The organism is Sulfurimonas sp. (genome assembly GCF_028694605.1).
GTDB lineage: Bacteria > Campylobacterota > Campylobacteria > Campylobacterales > Sulfurimonadaceae > Sulfurimonas.
In genome coordinates this window covers 1-19,926 of the sequence record NZ_JAQVKP010000001.1, presented here as the reverse complement: position 1 = coordinate 19,926, position 19,926 = coordinate 1, and the positions used below count along the sequence as shown (strand labels likewise).

At 36.9% G+C, this 19,926-nt stretch carries 20 protein-coding genes and 1 tRNA gene; 11 read left to right on the top strand and 10 right to left on the bottom strand.

The annotated features are described in order from the left end of the window. The first annotated feature begins 11 nt into the window (after positions 1 to 11). Positions 12 to 593 (top strand): GGDEF domain-containing protein, encoded by a 582-nt coding sequence (locus PHY84_RS00105; RefSeq protein ID WP_299856431.1) that lies wholly within the window; start codon positions 12 to 14, stop codon positions 591 to 593. Between the two features lie 51 nt (positions 594 to 644). On the opposite strand, the gene PHY84_RS00100 is transcribed toward PHY84_RS00105, so the two are convergent. The 3 genes from PHY84_RS00100 to PHY84_RS00090 form a co-directional block, all read right to left on the bottom strand. Beyond that, positions 645 to 2,366 carry a bifunctional protein-serine/threonine kinase/phosphatase gene (locus PHY84_RS00100; RefSeq protein ID WP_299856429.1) on the bottom strand — a complete coding sequence of 574 codons (1,722 nt, stop codon included), beginning with the start codon at positions 2,364 to 2,366 and terminating at the stop codon, positions 645 to 647. A gap of 7 nt (positions 2,367 to 2,373) precedes the next feature. Then, positions 2,374 to 3,186 carry a formate/nitrite transporter family protein gene (locus tag PHY84_RS00095; protein WP_299856427.1) on the bottom strand — a complete coding sequence of 271 codons (813 nt, stop codon included), beginning with the start codon at positions 3,184 to 3,186 and terminating at the stop codon, positions 2,374 to 2,376. 159 nt (positions 3,187 to 3,345) lie between these two features. Further along, positions 3,346 to 4,887 (bottom strand): GGDEF domain-containing protein, encoded by a 1,542-nt coding sequence (locus PHY84_RS00090; protein WP_299856425.1) that lies wholly within the window; start codon positions 4,885 to 4,887, stop codon positions 3,346 to 3,348. Between the two features lie 173 nt (positions 4,888 to 5,060). On the opposite strand from PHY84_RS00090, the gene PHY84_RS00085 reads away from it, so the two are divergent. From PHY84_RS00085 to pyrF, 6 genes are all read left to right on the top strand, one after another. Next, a complete protein-coding gene (locus PHY84_RS00085; protein WP_299856423.1) occupies positions 5,061 to 6,374 on the top strand; it encodes a hypothetical protein in 1,314 nt (437 codons plus the stop codon). A 2-nt stretch (positions 6,375 to 6,376) separates the two neighbouring features. Continuing rightward, the gene (locus PHY84_RS00080; RefSeq protein ID WP_299856421.1) at positions 6,377 to 7,468 is read left to right on the top strand and encodes a trypsin-like peptidase domain-containing protein; all 1,092 of its coding nucleotides are present in this window, start codon (positions 6,377 to 6,379) and stop codon (positions 7,466 to 7,468) included. Beyond that, positions 7,468 to 9,411, top strand: a complete 1,944-nt coding sequence (locus tag PHY84_RS00075; protein ID WP_299856418.1) for a M3 family metallopeptidase — start codon at positions 7,468 to 7,470, stop codon at positions 9,409 to 9,411. The genes PHY84_RS00080 and PHY84_RS00075 overlap by 1 nt, the downstream gene beginning before the upstream one ends. Then, a complete protein-coding gene (locus PHY84_RS00070; protein ID WP_299856416.1) occupies positions 9,408 to 10,418 on the top strand; it encodes an endonuclease/exonuclease/phosphatase family protein in 1,011 nt (336 codons plus the stop codon). Before PHY84_RS00075 ends, PHY84_RS00070 begins: the two co-directional genes overlap by 4 nt. A 79-nt stretch (positions 10,419 to 10,497) precedes the next feature. Next, positions 10,498 to 10,941 carry a glycine zipper 2TM domain-containing protein gene (locus tag PHY84_RS00065; RefSeq protein WP_299856414.1) on the top strand — a complete coding sequence of 148 codons (444 nt, stop codon included), beginning with the start codon at positions 10,498 to 10,500 and terminating at the stop codon, positions 10,939 to 10,941. A gap of 52 nt (positions 10,942 to 10,993) precedes the next feature. Further along, on the top strand, positions 10,994 to 11,677 hold the full coding sequence (pyrF, locus tag PHY84_RS00060) for an orotidine-5'-phosphate decarboxylase (RefSeq protein ID WP_299856412.1): 684 nt from the start codon (positions 10,994 to 10,996) through the stop codon (positions 11,675 to 11,677). Here pyrF and PHY84_RS00055 read toward each other — a convergent pair. Continuing rightward, positions 11,674 to 12,237, bottom strand: a complete 564-nt coding sequence (locus PHY84_RS00055) for a transglutaminase-like cysteine peptidase (RefSeq protein WP_299856410.1) — start codon at positions 12,235 to 12,237, stop codon at positions 11,674 to 11,676. The genes pyrF and PHY84_RS00055 overlap by 4 nt on opposite strands. Before the next feature lie 206 nt (positions 12,238 to 12,443). Here PHY84_RS00055 and PHY84_RS00050 point away from each other — a divergent pair. After that, positions 12,444 to 12,533, top strand: a tRNA-Ser gene (locus tag PHY84_RS00050). 24 nt (positions 12,534 to 12,557) lie between these two features. Here PHY84_RS00050 and PHY84_RS00045 read toward each other — a convergent pair. From PHY84_RS00045 to PHY84_RS00035, 3 genes are read right to left on the bottom strand one after another with little or no spacing between them, the layout of a single operon-like run. Next, entirely contained in the window at positions 12,558 to 13,712 is a 1,155-nt protein-coding gene (locus PHY84_RS00045) for a site-specific integrase (protein ID WP_299856408.1), read from the bottom strand. A gap of 9 nt (positions 13,713 to 13,721) precedes the next feature. Next, on the bottom strand, positions 13,722 to 13,949 hold the full coding sequence (locus PHY84_RS00040; RefSeq protein WP_299856406.1) for a hypothetical protein: 228 nt from the start codon (positions 13,947 to 13,949) through the stop codon (positions 13,722 to 13,724). Between the two features lie 29 nt (positions 13,950 to 13,978). Then, a complete protein-coding gene (locus PHY84_RS00035) occupies positions 13,979 to 15,748 on the bottom strand; it encodes a DnaB-like helicase N-terminal domain-containing protein (protein ID WP_299856404.1) in 1,770 nt (589 codons plus the stop codon). Between the two features lie 23 nt (positions 15,749 to 15,771). On the opposite strand from PHY84_RS00035, the gene PHY84_RS00030 reads away from it, so the two are divergent. After that, complete coding sequence (locus PHY84_RS00030; protein ID WP_299856402.1) at positions 15,772 to 16,014, top strand: hypothetical protein; 243 nt, start codon at positions 15,772 to 15,774, stop codon at positions 16,012 to 16,014. 100 nt (positions 16,015 to 16,114) lie between these two features. Here PHY84_RS00030 and PHY84_RS00025 read toward each other — a convergent pair whose 3' ends face one another. From PHY84_RS00025 to PHY84_RS00015, 3 genes are all read right to left on the bottom strand, one after another. Further along, positions 16,115 to 16,669: a hypothetical protein gene (locus PHY84_RS00025; RefSeq protein ID WP_299856400.1), complete on the bottom strand. Its 555-nt coding sequence runs from the start codon at positions 16,667 to 16,669 to the stop codon at positions 16,115 to 16,117. Further along, a complete protein-coding gene (locus PHY84_RS00020) occupies positions 16,666 to 16,971 on the bottom strand; it encodes a hypothetical protein (protein ID WP_299856398.1) in 306 nt (101 codons plus the stop codon). The genes PHY84_RS00025 and PHY84_RS00020 overlap by 4 nt, the downstream gene beginning before the upstream one ends. Positions 16,972 to 17,139: 168 nt before the next feature. Further along, the gene (locus tag PHY84_RS00015) at positions 17,140 to 17,316 is read right to left on the bottom strand and encodes a hypothetical protein (protein ID WP_299856396.1); all 177 of its coding nucleotides are present in this window, start codon (positions 17,314 to 17,316) and stop codon (positions 17,140 to 17,142) included. Positions 17,317 to 17,633: 317 nt separating this feature from the next. On the opposite strand from PHY84_RS00015, the gene PHY84_RS00010 reads away from it, so the two are divergent. Next, entirely contained in the window at positions 17,634 to 18,059 is a 426-nt protein-coding gene (locus tag PHY84_RS00010; RefSeq protein ID WP_299856394.1) for a helix-turn-helix transcriptional regulator, read from the top strand. A gap of 31 nt (positions 18,060 to 18,090) precedes the next feature. Then, positions 18,091 to 19,845: an AAA domain-containing protein gene (locus tag PHY84_RS00005; RefSeq protein ID WP_299856392.1), complete on the top strand. Its 1,755-nt coding sequence runs from the start codon at positions 18,091 to 18,093 to the stop codon at positions 19,843 to 19,845. Positions 19,846 to 19,926 lie beyond the last annotated feature (81 nt).

Sequence of the window (19,926 nt, the reverse complement as noted above, 5' to 3'; positions counted from 1 at the left end):
TAGTGTGCTTTATGGAGTATCGTAAACTTAATGGACAATATGAAAATCTTCTTGAAAAAAATGCACACTATGAAAATCTTGCAATGATTGATGCTCTCACACAAATTCCAAACCGCAGATTTTTGGATGACATCTACACTAAGCTCTACAAAGAGCATATCAGAGACAACACGAACCTTGCTGTTTTTATGATAGACATTGACTGTTTTAAGGCATACAATGACTTTTATGGTCACGTTAAGGGAGATGAAGTTTTGATTCAAATCGCAAAAACACTACAAAAAACACTCAAACGCCCATCTGACTTTATCGCACGCTACGGCGGAGAGGAGTTTGTCGTTCTCTTAAAAGATATCTCTCTTGATGGGGCATCCACTATGGCAAATCAGCTTATTTTGGCTATAAAATTGCTTCAAATCCCTCATGAAAAATCAAAAACTATACCATACATTACCATCAGTATCGGTATAGCATTTAAAGATGCAGCAGCAAAAGTCACGCAAGCAGAACTTCTAGCTTACGCCGACAAGGCGCTATACAAAGCAAAAGAGAGCGGCAAAAACGGGTATGTGGTTTGTGAAAAGGTGATTTAACACAAATATTTTCACAGCCTTTTTTTTCATATTTCTATCAATCTAACGATTTTACCAAACAAAAGAAAAAACCAATAACACTGCTAACACAAACGAAACTCCCTGCCAAAAGACGACACTGTTTTTCTCTACAAGCGGCGGTTTTTTCTTCTTTAAAAACTCCTCGTTTGGGTGGCGCAGGTCATACAAAAACTCGCTTAGTTCTTCGTAACGCTCATTTGCTTTGATGGCAACAGCTTTTTTCACAGCCTCATCGACCCACACGGGAATCTCTTGGTTGTAGCGGTAAAGCGGCGTGTAACGGAGTCTCTTTTGCGCTGCCTCATTTTTAACTCTTGCAACCTCAACGCCATAAGGAAAGTGACCGCAAAGCATCTCATAAACGATAACGCCGAGTGAAAATAGGTCTGAGCGGGTTGTTCCATCTTTGCCTAAAAAGTATTCCGGTGCGCTGTAGAGTGCTGTTCCCAAGAGATTTTCCTGCTCAAGCCGGATATTGATATCCATGATGCCCTCCACTCTTGTTGCGCCAAAGTCTATGATTTTTAGCGTTCCGGAAGCATCTATCATGATATTTTGCGGTCTTAGGTCTTGATGCAGCATCTCTTGACGATGCAGTGCCAAAAGCCCTTTTGCTATCTGCTCCGCCATCTGACGCACCGTCTCAAGTGATGGATGCGGATTGTCTATAATCCACTGAGAGAGCGTCTGCCCTTCGACATACTCCAAAGTGTTATAGAGGTAGTTTTTCTTGCGCTTAGGAGTAAAAGCTTTTAAAACATTCGCACTGTTGATGCGTCTAGCCACCCACTCCTCCATCAAAAACCGCTCCAGATACGCCTTGTCGCCACGCATATCTATGGATGGGATTTTAAGTACCACCGATGCACCGCTCTCTTTGTCCACACCCAGATAAACATGGCTTCTATTGCTTGCACTGAGTTCTCTAACAATAGTGTAACCCTCAAACTCTTCCCGTGCTTCAAGCAGAGGTGCAAAAGGCTTCTCCTCAAGCTGTTTGTAAATCTCTTTTACCTCTTTTTTTGGCAACGCATCCACACGCACAAGCTGGATGGTGATGTTGTCATCACTCCCTATCTCAAACGCCGTCTCGCCGATAGTTTGAGCGGCATTTTCAAAAGAACCGAGATGACTTTGCACCGTCTGTGCCATCACTGCATCACTCACAAACTCATAAACACCGTCACTCATAAAGAGAAAAATATCCCCCACTTCCACGCTAAAACTGCTATAGTCCATACGCACATGCGGCTCCATGCCCAAAGCACGGCTTAAGTAGCTCTCTTCCCTTGAGACCCATAGACGATGGTCTTGCGTAAGCTGTTCCATCACACCCTCACGCAAACGATAAATTCTGGTATCGCCCGCATGAAAAATGTACGCACTGCTTGAGCGAAGCACCATTGCGCTAAAAGTGCAGACATAGCCTCGGTTTTTGTCATGTGAGTAGTTGCTCTGCATGGTTTGGGAGTGTAGCCAAGAGTTCGCGGCACCCAAAACTCTAAGAGCTGATTTTTTGACAGACCACGCATCAGGCGTGCTTAAGTAATCCATCAAAAAAGAGGTAACGGCCGTTTTGGAGGCGATTTGGCTCACACTGCTGCTGCCGATACCATCAGCGATGGCGATAGCAACACCTTTGTGTGTGAGTTGAGGCTCCTGCGGAATACAGATATCGTGAAAGTCTTGATTTATCTCTTTGCGTCCCTCAGTGGAGTACTGAGAGATAGAGAGTTCTAAGCGGCTTTTCATAGAAAAATCAGTTTAGTTTTCTTTTTGCACCGGTTTTGACATGGGTTGCATAGAGTGTCAAACCTGTAAATGCAAGTCCGCCCACAAGGTTTCCAAGAGCAACCGGAAGCTCATTCCACAAAAGATAATCCCAAACTGTAAAGCCGCCACCCATAATCATAGAGAATGGAAACAAAAACATGTTAACGATAGAGTGCTCAAAACCCATAAAGAAAAAGAGCATGATAGGCATCCACATAGCGATAGCCTTGCCGCTTACCGTAGTTGAGATCATCGCCCCCACAACACCCATAGAGACCATCCAGTTACAAAGCATACCACGGATAAAAACCGTCATCCAGCCCCAAATACCATGCTCTTGATATCCAAGTGTTCTTGATTCACCGATAGTCGCTATCTTTTTACCGACTTCCCCCGGTTCTATCTGATACCCGTAAGTAAGGATAAACGAAATCATAAACGCAACAAGTAATGCACCCGCAAAGTTACCCACAAACACAAGCCCCCAGTTTCTAAGAACCTGCTTCACGGTGACCCCGGGGCGTTTGTCGATGAGCGCTAAAGGAACCAAAACGAAAACACCGGTTAAAAGGTCAAAGCCCATAAGATAGAGCATGATAAAACCGACAGGAAAAAGCATCGCACCAACAAGCGGCGAACCCGTCTTCATCGTCACTGTGATGGCAAAAGCAGCCGCAAGTGCCAAAATAGCTCCTGCCATAAAAGCTCTGATAAGCGTATCTTTTGTGGACATATAGACTTTTGACTCGCCAGCATCCACCATTTTTGTAACAAACTCCGTAGGAACCAAGTAAGACATGGTACACTCCTCAAAAAAAATATTTCACTGTTGTGATGGCAAAATTGTATATTTAAAGCACAATATTTAGTCAACTATACTGTATAAATTTTATACAGTATCATAAAAATTGAAAAACTTCTTTACAAAACGAACAAAATGACAGATTTTAGACAATTTCTAAAAAGCTTTTGCATCATGAAACACAGCTTGGTTACGTCCACTCTCTTTTGCCAAATAAAGAGCATCATCAGCATGTTTGTATATCTCGCTTGTGCTACTCACCATCCCGGATTCAACAACTATAACACCCATTGAGACGGTCAAGTAGCGGCTAACATAACTACTCTTGTGTTCAATTTTTTTGCTTTCTATCTTTTCTCTTATATTGTTTGCAAACAAGAGTGCTTCTGATTCGCTCATGCCCACACACAAGATGCCAAACTCCTCTCCCCCAAGCCTAAAAGCCATATCGCCCGCTCGTCTGAGGGATTCTTTTGCACTTTGTGCGACTGCCTTTATAGCAACATCGCCCGCTTGGTGCCCGTAAGTGTCATTGTACTGTTTAAAAAAGTCAATGTCAAAAATGATAAAAATAAGTGTCTGCCCTGTCCGCTGTTGGATTTTTAAGCTCTTTTCAAACACCTCATCAAAATGCCTTCTGTTGTATAACGCCGTCATAGCGTCTGTTACGGTCAGCTCCTCTATTTTATCTATATATTTTTTATTTTTCAAATAAAATTTTCTATTTATAAAAATGACAAACACAACACAAATAAGCCCGAATGAAGATATATAAAAAAGATATAGGCTGTTTTCTTTTAGTTCTTTATCCAAATCACTTTTCAAAATCTTACGGTTCATATCGTACAAAGCTACTATAAAATCCACATTTTGAGTCATCTGCACATATATCCCGTTTGGTTCAACAGATACCCCATCGGCTGCCAGCAACTCATTTTTTGCAAATTCCTCTATGTTTTTCTGAGCCTTTTTCATATTTTTATAGGTCGTTTCCAACTCGGGACTGTTGAGTGTTTTTTGCAGTATGTAGAGGTTAAACTCTATCTTTTGCATCTTATCTTGAATCTTGCTTAACTGTATAGATATATGCTGCTTTTGTACAGAAGCGATGCTGCCCTTTTTTGTGCTTGACGCAACTGCTCTGATTTGTCCGTTATACTCGATTAGCGAAGGAAACAGAGAGACAATATTTTCCACTAAAAGATATCTGTTCAAATCAGGCTCCAGTATAAGCTTGCAGTGATAGGAGATATAATTTGAAAATGACATAAAACTATCTACTATATCAGTAAATTCTTCAAAGTTGAGATACTCAAACTTGCTTGTATTTACAAAATATACAAACGCCAAAAGTTCTTTTTTTAGAGGTGTATCCCCATTTAATGCGATAGTGGCAACTTGCAAGGCTTCCATATCCTTTACGATAACGTCTTGAAGCGTCTCTATCTTCCCTAGCGTCTCTTTGCTTGGACAGTCTATACAGACCAGACCTCTCATTTTTTGTATATCTAAAACACTTTTTTGTATCTGAGATACTATCTCAAGACCTCTTAATTCATGCGATACAAACTCTATATTGTTTCTGATATGGATATGCATAAAAGAGAAGATGATTATGACACCGATGATAGGCACGGCAGTAATAAGCAGAAAAAAGTAGAAGCTTCTTGCTTTTTTTTCTTGATACAAGCTTTGCATATACCTACCCTCCGCTTTGATAAAATAATATTCATCTAAAACAACAATGTTTCAATATTACAATTTCTAATCTTAAAAAAATATTCTATTTTCAAACTTATCAAAAAAGAGGTCTTGTACCAAACCCTTTGTAACAAAGGTCGGTTATAATACTATTTTTTATAAGAGGGAACATGGGCTGGTTAGATTTTTTTGAGATAAAAACAGAGTTAAAACACGCTTTTGGACGAGGCACAAATGCAAATCTTGCAGAAGACGAAGAGGAGCTTTTCAACAAATCGTATGAGGCGTTTGAGTCCAAAAAAATCCTCGCTGCATACGAGTACTTCCTACAATCACTTCAGAACTACTCAAACGGGTATGCAAATGAGAACATCATCATTCAAAAAGAGGATGAAAAACTCCACTTTAAACTCTACCAAGGCAGTGCGAAAATCAAAGGTACGATAACCAAAGAAAATCTTCATGCAGAAGCGATTCTTGTTAAAAAAAGCTCTGCAAATGTCGCACTTAAACGCCTTATTTTGGAGAGGAACTACCAGTTTACCTACTGCTACTACTTTAGCGATGAAGAGCATATCAAGCTTAAACTCTCAATGGACAACATCACCATGAGTCCGCAAAAACTCTTTTTTCCTCTTAGAGAGATTGCACTCAACGCCGACTATGACAAAGAGTATGTCAAAAGCGAGTTTGCGGATATTGCTCTTGAGGATATCGCCCATATTTCTTCTTTGGATGAAGAGGAACTCTCCTTGAAGTACCGTTTTATGCACGAGTGGATAGATGAGGTAAATGCCAAAATCTCATCGCTTCCATCAAACGACAATGCGGGGATGCAATCATTTTTGCTACTCTATCTTCTTTTTAAAATTGATTATCTTTTGGTGCCGAAATTTTCTATCTTTAAAAAATCAACCAAAAAAATCCAAGACTATTTTAGCGATGAGAACCTAACGGTAGAGGCAAAAAACGACGAGCTAAGAGAGTACATCGCCGAACTTCAAGAGATGAGTTTTGATAAGTTTAAGACAAATTTTTACAATGCCAAATACACCTTCAACCCGACAGAAAAAGCCTCTCATGAAGAGATAGATATTTTTATAACAGAGTCCCTTGCAAAAGTGCGGTGGTACAAAAGCAACCGCTACAACCAAATCATCCCGACCATGTACAAATATGTCGCTATGTATCTGCTCTACAACTACGGACTGCATCCCGTTACAAGGGAGCTGCTGCACACTCTTGTAGAGGTTCAAAATCCCGCTTTTTTTAAAGCTCTGGGCTACACTACGCTCTATGACGCACAAAATGCAACCTTTGCAAAAAAAGCTATCATCTCTAAGATTGAGAGCATTATCACCCCTTATCAAAGCCGCTTTAAAATGCTCAAACCCTTTGGAGACAAACTCAATTTCACCTCACTGAGCGAGTTTAACAACAGCTTTTATCTCCAACTCAAAAATCTCAACTACGAGGATATTTAGCCGTGAATACACAAATCGTACTTGAACGCTATATCGAAAACATTATCCAAATCATGACCCCGTATGGAAGCGGTACAGGGTTTATCTTGGGTGATTTAATCGTCACAAACTCCCATGTCGTCGCAGGTCTCAAAGAGGTTGTTATCAGCTCAAAAACTATAAAACGCTCTATTGCGGAGGTGGTTTATGACGATGCATATTTTGACCTTGCATTTATAACATCTTCGTTTGAGACACCGCAAAATCCACTGCAACTCTCGCAAAAAACGATTCAAAACGGCGATACCGTTATCGCTATCGGACACCCATACGGGCTAAACTACAGTGCTACCGAGGGCATCGTCTCCAAAGCTTCAAGGATTTACGGAGAGCTTGAGTATGTACAGCTTGACGCCGCCATCAACCCCGGAAACAGCGGCGGACCTCTGTTGAGTATAGACGGTGAGGTGGTAGGCGTGAACACATTTATCATCCAAGACTCCAACAACTTAGGTTTTGCGCTTCCATACTTTTACGTGGACGAGGCTCTTAAGAGCTACAAAAATTTCAACATCAAAAATGTTCTCAAATGTCCTTCATGCAAAAATCTTATCGATGAAATAGAGATAAAAGAGGACTACTGCCCAAGATGCGGCATAAAACTTGAAGTCGCAAAACTCAGAAGAAAAGGGTATAAACCCACGGGAAGTACGAAACTGCTTGAAGAGATTTTGGCTTTGCTTGATGTCAACGTCACACTTGCCAGACGCTCGCAGGCTTCATGGAGAGTGGACTATAACACCGCACGCATTGAGATAAACTACTATGACAACGGCATTATCATAGCGGACTCCAAACTTTGCGTTATCCCGCAGGAGAACATAGAAAAACTCTATGACTATCTGCTTGACGAAAACCAAAAGTTCTCATATCTGCACTTCTCCATCAATGAAAATTTTATCTACCTCTCCTACCTTATCCCGGATTCGTCATTGACACTTAAAGAGGGTAAAATTGCACTTGAGAGGCTTTTTAAGTATGCGGACAGCTATGATGATATTTTGATAAAAAAATTCAATGCCACAAAACAAAAACGAGACAAAGAGGATGAATAATGAGTAAATTTTTAGATTTAAGTATTGATTTAGATAGCTTTATAGAGGAACTAAACGAGAGAATTGAGAAAAACAACAAAAAAGTAAGCAAACTTTTAAAAACAAAAGAGAAAACCTTTGCAAACTTTGTCAAACCACTAGAGCTGATGGACGAACATTTAGAGCAGTTTTTTGTCAAACTTTCGCATCTCAACTCTGTCAACAACAGCGCAAAGACGCAAAAAGTCTATGCAAAAGCACTTCCTATCATTACCGAGTACTCTACCAAACTCTCACAAAACATAGAGATATACAAGGCATACAAGAAGATTTTGGCACATGAGCATCTAAACCAAGAGCAAAGAAGAGTTTTGGAGCTGAGTATCTTGGGCTTTGAGCTTAGCGGCGCACATCTGGATGAAAAAACAAAAGAGAGGCTTCAAGAGATTAACATAAAAAAAAGCAGTCTCTCCAACGACTTTAGCCAAAATCTGCTCAACGCAACCAACGACTACAAATACATCATCACCGACGAAAAAGATGTAGAGGGCATACCGCCAAGCGATTTACAGAGCGCAAAGTTCAAAGAAGACGGAATCACAAAGTACAAATTCACACTCCAAATGCCTTCATACCTGGCATACATGACCTATGGCAAAAATGAGCAGATTCGAGAAGAACTCTACCGTGCCTATGTCACCAGAGCGCCGCAAAATGAGGCTATCATAGACGAGATACTAAGTTTAAGAGACGAGATGAGCCGCCTTTTGGGATTTGAGAGCTATGCCGCATACTCTATTGCGAGCAAAATGGCAAAAGATGAACAAAGCGTTCTCTCTTTCTTAGAAAAGTTGATGACAAACTCCCAAAACCAAGCAAAAAGAGAGCTTCAAGAACTCCAAGAGATTGCACAAAGAGAGCTGCAAAGTTTTGACACCGCCTATTACAGCGAGATACTCAAAAAAGCAAAATACGATATAGATGAGGAAGAGTACCGACCATACTTTGAACAAAAAAGTGTTTTAGAGGGGATGTTTACCTTTTTAAAGAGGCTCTTTGGCATCAGATTTGAAAAAAAAGAGGAGGCGTTATGGGATAAAAAAGCACTCTCTTATGATGTTTTTGTCGATAACGCTCTAAAGGCGAGACTCTACCTCGACCTAGAAGCAAGAAAAGGCAAACAAGGGGGTGCATGGATGAACAACTTCCAGTCGCACCACCTTGACGAAAAAGGCAAAGAGCAGTTGGCATCTGCCGTCATAGTGTGCAACTTCCCGCCATCCAAGGGCAAAAGCCCGTCCCTTTTACGCCATGATGATGTGGTAACCCTCTTTCATGAGATGGGACACGCTCTGCACCACATGCTAAGCCATGTCGATGAGAACAGCGTAAGCGGTGTAAATGGCGTAGAGTGGGATGCGGTGGAGTTTCCGTCCCAGTTTTTGGAAAACTTTGCCTATGAGCCAAAAGTACTCCAACTCTTTGCAAAACACTATAAAACAGGCGAAATCCTGCCACAAGAGATGATAGAAAAACTCGTACGAAGCAAAAATTTTCTCTCTGCCATGTCGATGCTAAGACAGCTTGAATTTTCGCTCTTTGATTTTCAACTTCATACAAAACTTCATCAGGCAAGCGAAATCCAAACGCTTCTTAACTCCATCAGAGAAGAGAGTGCGCTTATAAAACCACCGGCGTACAACAAGTTTCAACATGGCTTTTCACACATCTTTGCAGGCGGATATGCAGCGGGATACTACAGCTACAAATGGGCGGAAGTGCTAAGTGCCGATGCTTTTTTTGGTGTGGTAAACGAGGGCATATTTGGCTCAACGACAGCCCAAAGATACCTTGATACGGTTTTAAGGGGCGGCGGAGCAAAGAGCATGGATGCATTTTTTCAAGAGCTTATGGGTAGAGAGCCAAATCCGGACGCTCTACTTCAACTAAATGGAATCCTATGATAAAGTTTTTACTATTAACACTCCTTTTTTTGGCACAACTTTTTGGAGAAACCACCTTGAAAATAGCAACCTACAATGTAGAAAATCTCTTTGATTTGGAAAAAAGCGGTAATGAATATGATGAGTACGTACCAAACGGCACATCAGAGTGGAATCAGCAAACCTACAAGATAAAACTCAAAAATATCACGCAAGTCATCAAAGATATCAACGCCGATATCATCGCACTCCAAGAGGTAGAGTCGCTCCAAGCTCTCCTTGATTTGCGCTTTGCACTCAAGCAGAGCGGACTTTACTATGAACATTACGCCATCGCAGACAAAAAAAACACAACTGTCAAAGTAGCTATTTTGAGCAAACTCCCATTTGTTTACGCACAAGAGTTGGCTGTCACAAGAACACTGGAACACAGAAACATTCTTGAGATCAAATTTAGGATAGAGGGCAAAGAACTCTACATCTTTATCAACCACTGGAAATCAAAATCAGGAGCAGAGAGCGAGCGCATCATCTCCGCAAAAGCGCTTATAAAAAGAGCAAAAGAGATAGGTTTTGATAAAAACATGATTGTACTGGGAGACTTCAACTCAGACTATGAAGAGTTTGAAAAATTTAAGCGAAAAAGAAATTTAAACGACACCGATGGCATCACAGGCATCAACCACATACTAGGCACAATCCACCAAAGATTTGAAGCCAAAGAGACAACGGCTGCAAAAGAGAGCTTTTACAACCTTTGGTACGACACAGAGGAAGAAAACAGATACACATATATATTTAAAGGAAAAAAAGAGGTTTTAGACAACATCCTTGTCTCTCCAACCCTCTTAAAAGAAAGCGGCATCTCCTACACCCACAAAAGCATAACACCTTTTGAAAAAGAGTACCTCTTCAAAAAAGACAAACCATACAGATGGGAAATATCTCAAGGCAAAGTAAAGAAGCATAAAGGAAATGGCTATTCAGACCATCTAGCAGTCATAGCACAATTTAGAGTTGCAAAATAGAAGCTCTTCATTGAATTTTGACAACGATTTAAATAAGTGTTGATATTTGGTGGTAAAATTGCAAGAAAAAAGGAGTGGTATGAAAACATTGGTTGCAGTAGCATTTGTAAGCATGGTAATGTTGGGTGGTTGTGTGCAAAGCGGAACTCCAGAAGTTGATGCGGCGGCAACAAGGTATGTTATGTCCACCCAATCTGGTGTCATAACGGATGCGCGCGCAGTTGTTGTAAAAGGTGAAGGTGGTGGTGCCTTGCTGGGTGGTATTACTGGTGGTGTGCTTGGTTCTACTATGGGTGGCGGCAGAGGATCTGTTTTGACAACACTTGCAGGCGGACTTATCGGAATGTATGCTGGTAATGAGCTTTCAAAGTCAAACGCACAAGAGTTAACCGTAATGCTTGACAACAAAGAAGAGGTGGTTGTCGTCTCCATTGGAACTACTTTTGGTGTTGGAGAGAGGATTAAAATTGTTAAGCGTGATGGTCGTATTTACAATGTAGAAGCAGCAAAACCAAGACCTTAAGCCCGATTTGCAAGTTATAAAAATGTTACAATACCAATAAAAAGAGCCAAAAATGCAGCTTTGTGTCGCCCTTGATTTACCTACAAAAGAAGAAAATCTGGATTTAATCCATAAAATAAAAGAGTACCCTGTCTGGCTAAAAGTCGGTCTTCGTTCTTACATCCGTGACGGTGAAGAGTTTTTAAAAGATATCAAAAAAATAAATCCGGATTTTAAGATATTTTTGGATTTAAAACTTTATGACATACCAAACACAATGGCAGATGCGGCGGAGTCTATCATGGGACTTGGCATAGATATGTTCAACGTCCACGCAAGTGCAGGAAAACGTGCCATGCAAGAGGTTATGGGTAGGTTACAAAAGTATGAAAACCGCCCTATCGTTTTGGCTGTTACTGCTCTTACCTCTTTTAATGAAGATGAGTTTTATGAAGTATATGGAAGCGCCATAGCACAAAAAGCCGACCAATTTGCAAGAGATGCTTATGAGAGTGGACTTGACGGGGTTGTCTGCTCTGCTTATGAGAGCGCATCTATAAAGAGTGTTACAGATAAAAGTTTTATGACGCTAACGCCGGGAATCCGCCCTTTTGGAGAGGATGCGGGAGATCAGCAAAGAGTTGCAGACGTTGCTTACGCAAAGAGTGCGGATGTCGATTTTATCGTAGTCGGTCGCCCGATTTACAAATCGGACACCCCTGCTTTGGTCGTTGAAAAAATTCTACAAACGCTTTAACCCTCTTTTGCCACTCTTTGAAGAAGCTCTTTAAATTTAGGAGGCACATCACCTATACGGCTTAGGTTGTTGTGCTCATCAAGTTTGTAACTCCCCTCTTCATTTGTAAATATTTTTGGCTCCAAATCCACCCTCTGAGACAAATCTAAAACTTTATAACTTAGATTGTCAAGTATGAGCGGCGGCTTCTCTTTGGACTCAAAATAACTCAGCACCATATGAGATTGCCCTGTAAACTTCTCCTTTGAGGTGGTAAGAAAGAGCTTCTCCTTTTCAAATCCGAGCTTTAAAAGTGTAAAATACTTGATAATAGCGAAATCTTCACAGTCCCCGTACCCACAAATCAAAAATTCCTTTGGAGTACTCCAATAATCATTTTGCTTGTAGTTAACAATATCAGGAAGTGAACGAAGCTGATTTAGATAGAAGTTTACTCTCACAAGACGTTCCGCCAAGGGAAGAGGCTTAAGAGTATCCAATGTTTTAAAGTAGTCAACAACCCTGTTTTTGGATGTTGCGTCCGACCCATTTTCTAGTTTTTCAAGCTGAAACGTCTCCACCTCCGGATAGCTTGAAGCAAAAAGAAAAAAAGGTAATAGCAAAAACAATAAAGTTTTCAGTAGCCACCTCCCAGTCAATACAAAAGTTTTAGAGCTATGTTATCGGCATTTTATGATTTTTATTTATAAAAAGCAAGTCCAGATTACAAAATTTTTTTATTAAGCTTTATATTATTTATATATGACTATAATTGCATTCTCCAAACGGATAGGTGGGTGAGTGGCCGATACCACATCCCTGCTAAGGATGCGTACGGGTAACCGTACCGAGGGTTCAAATCCCTCCCTATCCACCATCAGAAGGCACTTTTGGAGCCTTGTCAATCAATCTTAAATTTTAAACTGTCGCTAAAAGTGTCGCTAAAGATTTCTAAATGAGTATCAATTTTCAGATGATTTTCTTTAATAAACCCTGCATATCTAGTCATAATCATTTGCGGTGATGTATGTCCTACGATCGCAGCGATATCCATAATCTTAAACTTACCACTATTCAACATTGCAGTTATAAAAGTGTGCCTGGTGTTATAGATAGTTCTATAAGGTATATTGCAAGCTTTTAGCAACTCTCTCCAGCGATATCTAAAAAAAGAAATATCATCTATATTTGTACCGTTTTGGTTGAATAGATATAAAGACTTAGAACTTTGTTTTATCTGTTCTCTCAGAAACGGTTTGACGCTTTCAAACATTGGGATATCTCTTATGCTCCCTATCGTTTTAGGTGAAGTTATGTTTCCTCTTGAGATAGAACGCTTAACTGATATCTTATTGGATAAAATATCACCATGCATAAGTCCCAATATCTCTCCGCTCCGCATGCCTGTATAAAATGCAATACCAAGGTAATTCTTAAGCATATCATCTGCATTTTTTAAGAGTAGCAATATTTCATCAGTCGAAAACGGATTTATAGCTTCTTTGGCTTCTTTTGCAAATATGATATCTTTTGCTACATTTTTAGAAATCAGTTCACTATCTAGTGCAATATCTAAAACACCTTTGATACAAGTGAGATATTTCTTTTTGCTATCATTTTTTATATCTCCAAGAGAGAACAAAAAGTCTTTTACCATCTGCCGATTAATTTTAGAGACTTCAAAATCTCCAAAATATTGAACAACTTTGCGATAAATTGGTAATCTGTTTAAAAAACCTTTATCTGTATCATGCTCAATCAGATATTTTTGAAAAAAACATGAAAACTTCTTGCTCTCAAATTTTTGCAAAGATAATTCATTCTGTTTTTTAGAAATCCATGCAGGCAGATATTTCGTTTGCATATACTTAAGAGTTTTTTCTGTTTTTAAAACTTTAGAACTCTCTTCAACTTTTTTAACAGTGCCGTTTTCAAAATACACATGGTACATTACATACCAATATTTTCTATTTTCTCTATTGATTATAGAGGCTTTTATGTTTTGCACTCTTGCTCCTTTTTTAAAGGATTTTGTGCCATTTGTAATTAACGACATAATTTTAACCTATTTTCTATCTAGCAAAGACTTAAGCTCATCATCAATTTGATTACCTCTGATCCAATTATCTAAAGCTTCAATATCCCAAAGTACCGCTTTTTTGGTTTTTGATGAGTTTGGCGGAATAAAATAGTGAACCTTCTCTATGAATTCTTTTCCCATTCTTTGGCAAAAGTAATCAGTGCTTAAATCAAATATAGTTGGTAAATTTTTAGTTTGTATGTATTTTTTCATTTGAACCTTCCTATTTATTATTCATATTTTTACAGCGTCGGCATTTCTATCTTTTCAAAAGCGCCCATCGGAACAGTGTCATTCATATCAAGAAAGAATTTATTAGAACTATTTGCCAAAATGGATTGTGTCACTGTATCTATATTTTCCCGCGGGAAATTTTGAGAAGCAGGTGGTATATTTCGGTTCTCGGAGTTCTCGGACTTGTCGGAAACTATATCTAACCCCTCATAAATCCCTATTTTAAAGGTTCTCGGAGTTATCGGTGCAATATTCTCACTATACAGTGTATCTTTTGACTTATCGGAGTTATCGGAGCTGTTTGTATCCATTTCTAAATTCTCGGAAGTGCCTAAAAATAGAGTTCTCGGAGTTGTCGGACTTATCGGAGCAGAATTTGCAATATCTTCATAAATTGTTTCTACTACTTTTGATTTTGTAGTAGTAGAAGTTTCTATAAGAGAGTAAAGTTTTTGATTATTTCTGTCGCCTCTCTCGAATTTCCAAAGTTTGTCTTCATTATTTTTTATAACTTTTGCTGCTTTTTCTTTGTCATACCCAAGATCCGTAAGATTTTTAGATAGTTCACTCCACATTGGTTTATTGCGTGATGATTTTAGAAACTCAATCGTCTCTTCTATCATCTCGTCCATCTCTTTAGTCTGTTTTGCATAAGATATATCTAGTTTTGTAAGAGTATGATTGTGAGCGTTATAGCTAAATGCTATCTCTTGTAAATCGCCAGCTCTAGCTTTAAACGGTTTTAGTATCAAAGCATTTTTATCATCGTTTCGCTTGAGAGTAAATGCATTTGATGTATCCTCTTCAAATGCACTAGAGCCTGCGTAATCACTTGTAAAATCTTTTTGAGCTTTGTTTTGATGATGAAGAAATACTACGGTAGCACCGTTATTTCTAAGTGTTCTTAGTATCTCCATCACCGGTGATACATCTTTGTTTTTATCTCTATCACCGTTGATAAAGTTTTTGATACTGTCAAAAACTATCAACGCATCCGACAAATCCATCTTTTTAAGAGTGTTTATGATTTGCCAAAGTTCACTTTTGCCAAGTCCTACAAAGTATCTAAACTTTGTACCATGTTGTTTTTTTAGATGATGGATGTTCCTATCTTTTAGTGTTGAAATACTATTGTCGCCGTCTATATAAAAGACCTGCTCTATCGTTTTGTAAATAAGCAGCATATTTGACACTGCAACAGATAGCAAACTCTTACCTGTTCCGGGACGAGCTGAAATCATCGTAATTTCATTTTTAACTAAAAAGTTATCCATCAAATATTCAAACTTAACATTTTCGACTTTTTCAAAATCGATGTCAAATTTATCAAAAATATTGTTGAAGCTATCTTTTTTAAGCTTAGTAAATCCATCAACACTCTCAAGCTCTTCTTTGAGTAAGTTAAGCTTGTCTATCAGCTTAGTATCAAACCCTTGCTGCAGCTCAAGAGAAGTAAGGTGTATTTGCCTTGCAATACTGTCTTTTTTAAGCTCTTTAACATATGAGAAAAGACTTGCTTGCGAGATAGCATTAGCCGCTAAAATCTGCAACATGGCATCATCGTCTACTTTAGGAAACTTGCGCTTGATGAACTCTTCATCTATAGGCAGATCTTGTTTGTTTAGTTTAAGCATTGCATCATAGATAAGCTGATGCGGCGGAAGATAAAAATCTTCTACATGTAGTACTTTGGAAATATCTTGTAATGTTTGTGGCTCAAAAAAAATTGAGCATAAAATGCTTTTTTCTATGTTTATGTTATAATTTTGTTCATTCATGATTATGCCTTTTGGAAGTTATTTTGGAAAATAAAGAAAAGAGTGAACTTATTGCAAAGATTGTAGATGCTTTGTATAAGAAACTTGTTATATTGACTGCAATAGGTGGTGGATTTGGTGCTTATGCAATTAATTTTTTGCAGAAGAACAGTAATTATGGATATGTATTTGCTATAGTATTTATGTTGGTATCTATAGCAATATTTGTGACTTATGTAAAATTGAATACTTATATAAGGGCTTTGGAGGACATGAAAAATGGATAACATAGGTGTTTTAGTAGTGCCGATTGGCTTTATGTTAGCTGCTGTAATTGGGTATTTAGCAGTTAAAAAGCACTGGAAAATAGCTGACATTATTTAATCCTTAGCAAAATGATAGTAATGTTTGTCCATTACTATCAACTTTTATGATTTCTTGCATATACTCTACATAGCTGTTATGTTCTTTAGTTCTTTTGCTTGAGATTTCTTCAGCTTCTTCTTCTAGTATCATTGTTGTTAGATAATCATCATAAGACCCCTCTTCATTGTTTTCTATGTATTTTGTTTTCAAGTTCTCCTTGATACAAGTTTCATATCGCTCGTCAAATAGGTTTTTGATGTTGTTTGCTATGCGTTGAACTATCTTTCTTACAAGCGTTAAGTTTTCAAAAGTGCAATTTGCATCTTTACAAAACAAAAATCCCTTTTTTCGTTCTAAAATCTTCTCAACTTGCTTTTTTGTTACTTCAAGCCCAAGAGCATAGATCTCGTTGTAGTGTAGCTTTCTGACTATATAGTTATAGTTTGTTTTTTGCAATATTTTTGCGACATCTTCTTTTGCCAATTCAAATAAGAGAGATTGATCTTTTAGTAAATCTTTTAAGATCTCATCTCTGCTGTATTTTATAGATAGAGCTTCTTGCCAGTTCCAGTTCATGCTACACCTACTTTGCAATTTTTGTTAAGATACTCATACACTTCATCAATATCAAATAGTCTAATTTTGTTATTGATATAGATGTGAGGAATTTTATTTTCACGCACGAGGTGTTCAAACCGCTGTTTTGGTATGCTTGTCAATCTCATAACATCTTCTTTTGAGTGAAGTTTAGGACGATTGGCAACGATTGTTAAGAGCTTTTCGATAAGCTCGTCTTGACTTTGTGATGTCTCTATCTCTTTTAAAAGCTCTGCATCCAAAGTGATGTTTAGTTTGTGTAATGTTGCTGGTATTTTCATCTTTTATCCTCTTTTAAAAATTTATTGTTGAAGTAGTTGAGATGTTTAGTTTTTAGTTGCAATTAATATTATTTGCACTATAATTTTTAACGAATTTTTTAAATTCACCCATTGTTTTGATTCCTTGGTCAGCCGCTAAACTTACGAGGAATTGAAACTGTTTATACTTCATGCGCTAATCCTAACTTTGTTAAAGCTCCCTAAAGCTCTCATCCCGTCAATAAAACCAATCATTTTAGGCTGCACTTTAGTTTTGAACTCTTCATACTGTTTTTTATTTCTTTTTTCATTGCGAAAAGCTTCCCTTGCTGCCGCTATTACTTCACCGTAGCTTTTGTATATCATCAAGTCTCCTTTTTTTATACTTTCATCCTCAATACTTCAACAATAAATTTTCAAATAACTTTTTCCCGCGGGAAAATTTAGAGTTTTTACTCTAAAGTATTCTTATGTAGAAAGAGCAAGACATAAGAACACTTTAAAACAAAAACCGCAGTCAAATATGCTTTTGCAAACATCAACCTATTTTTCGCTAAAATAAAAGATTAGTTTCTATAGAAATCTATAGAAATACATAACTAATAAAGCATTATAAAACAATTGTTTAATAAATGTCAAGTATTTAAGTGTGGATATTAAACAAATGTATATTTGGAGAAAATATGTCATCAATTGGTGAAAGATTAGAGAAAATTCGGACAAGCCTCGCTATGACAGGCAAGTCTTTTGCTGAAATACTTGAAATAACACCACAGGGATATATAAACTATAGTAAAAACAAAAGAGATATTCCGATACCAATAGTTTTAAAAATTAATCAAATGTTTAATATATCTTTTGATTGGCTACTTACTGGCAGAGGTGAGATGCTGCAAGATAATATAGAAAAAAATAAGATTTCTATTTCAAATAAAATAAATTCTCATATCTCAGAAAAAGAAATTGAGATATGGGAGGATTATAGAACTCTTGATAAAGATGAGCAAGAAATCTTTTATCATGAACTAAAAATAGCCGCTATTAAAGCTAAGAAAAAAGCTAAAGAAACAAACGGCATATTATCAGAAGATGCAAAATCAGCAGTTTGATTTATGTAGAATTTAGAAAGTAAGAAGTGTAATGAAAAATAAAATAAGAAAAATTTTAAAAAATTGGCTAACTTTTATGGATTTGGAAAAATCTAATAAACTTAGAATTGACAAAAAAAATGGAAAAGCTTTAAAAAATGAGCAGTTTGTAAATTACAGTCAAATTGATGATGCAAATAATTTTTTATCAATTAGCTTAACAAATAAACAATATGATACTTTTAAAGAGTTGTCAAAATATTTTTATTTTTTAACTTTACCAGCGGAAGAAAAAGAAAAATTTTTAAAAAAAGATGAAATCGATGATAGTATATATTTTTCTGCTTTACTGATAGGTTCAAATAGTAATGATTTTTTAAACAATAAAAATGCAAGATACATCTATCCTATTTTATCAATACCATTAAAAAATTTTAAATTGAGTGGAACAAATTTAAAAATTGATGCTATTTCTGACATAGCTACATTTAGTATTTTTAAAAGCTTTTTGGTAAATGAACTTTTAATAGATGAAAACGATATTGTTGACGGTGAAAATATAATAGAGTTTTTATCTAAATTAACAAATACGAACTTAAGAACAAAAGGATTTTTAGAAGCAATTTCTTTTGTATCTGAGTGGATTGAAAAAAAGTTATCTGATATTGGTAGTGATTTGGTTGTTCACAAAACAGAAAATATGCCTGATTTTATACTATCTAAACTTGATGCTGAAGATTATACCGTGCGAATATATAACGATTTAAACCATAAAAAAGATAATGCTACAGAGATTTTGTCTCAAAATACACTAGTTCAAGAGTATCTTTTTGGTAAACCATTAATCTATGAAAATGAAGATATAGCCTATTTTTACAAAGGCTCTTTTGGAGAACATCCACTTGCACTTGGACAAGCAAAAGTTATGCAAAAGATTGAAAGAGAAGAGAATCTTGTAGCAGTTCAAGGAGCACCGGGAACAGGAAAAACAACACTTCTTCTGTCAATCATAGCAAATAGGATTGTTAAAAGAGCATTGGCAATTATTGATAATAAAGATTTTGATAATCTAATGCTAATAACAAGTACCAGCAATAAAGCTGTAGATAATGTGTGTGATGCTTTTGCAAAAGAGTTTCAAGAATATAGTTGGCTATATTTTATTTGGGGAAATGATAATAAAAAGAATCAATCACTAAATAGACTTCAAGAAACTATATCAAAAATAAAAGCCGATACCAGTATTCATGACAATAATCGTATCAACGAATTGGTTAATGAAATTTCTAATCTTAGTGAAGATATTGATAATTCATTAAAATCGTATAATCTTTTAAAACAAAAAATTGAAGATACTAAACAAAGTATAGAAAAGCTAGAGGATGGTATAAAAGTTTTTGAACAAGATATATCTGGCAAAATAAATCAAATAGCTAAGTTTAAACAATTTGCAAAGGATGAATACGCAAAGCTATTACAAATTGAAAATTATAAGAGTAGTATATTTTATGAAAAATTTGATAATGATATAAATGATTATAGAAATATATCTATAGACTCTGAGATATCAGAAAGAGTAGAATTTTACAAACTAAATAAAATTAAAATCATTAAACTGTCAAATGAATTTAACATGGAGGAGATACAAGAAAATAAAAATTTATTTGATAGTTTATATAAAAAAATAAACGACACTATACTTGAGATAAATAAATCATCATTTTTAATATTTGTAAAAAATCTATTTGGTAGAAGAAATACTATTACTCAACTTTCGCACATAAAACCCAGCTCTTTTTTGGTGTAAGCACCGATAACAGCGACAAGATGTTGTAATTCCTTTGAAGTCTTGAGATTTTTATGGATATTGGCTATGTTGGTAAGGATT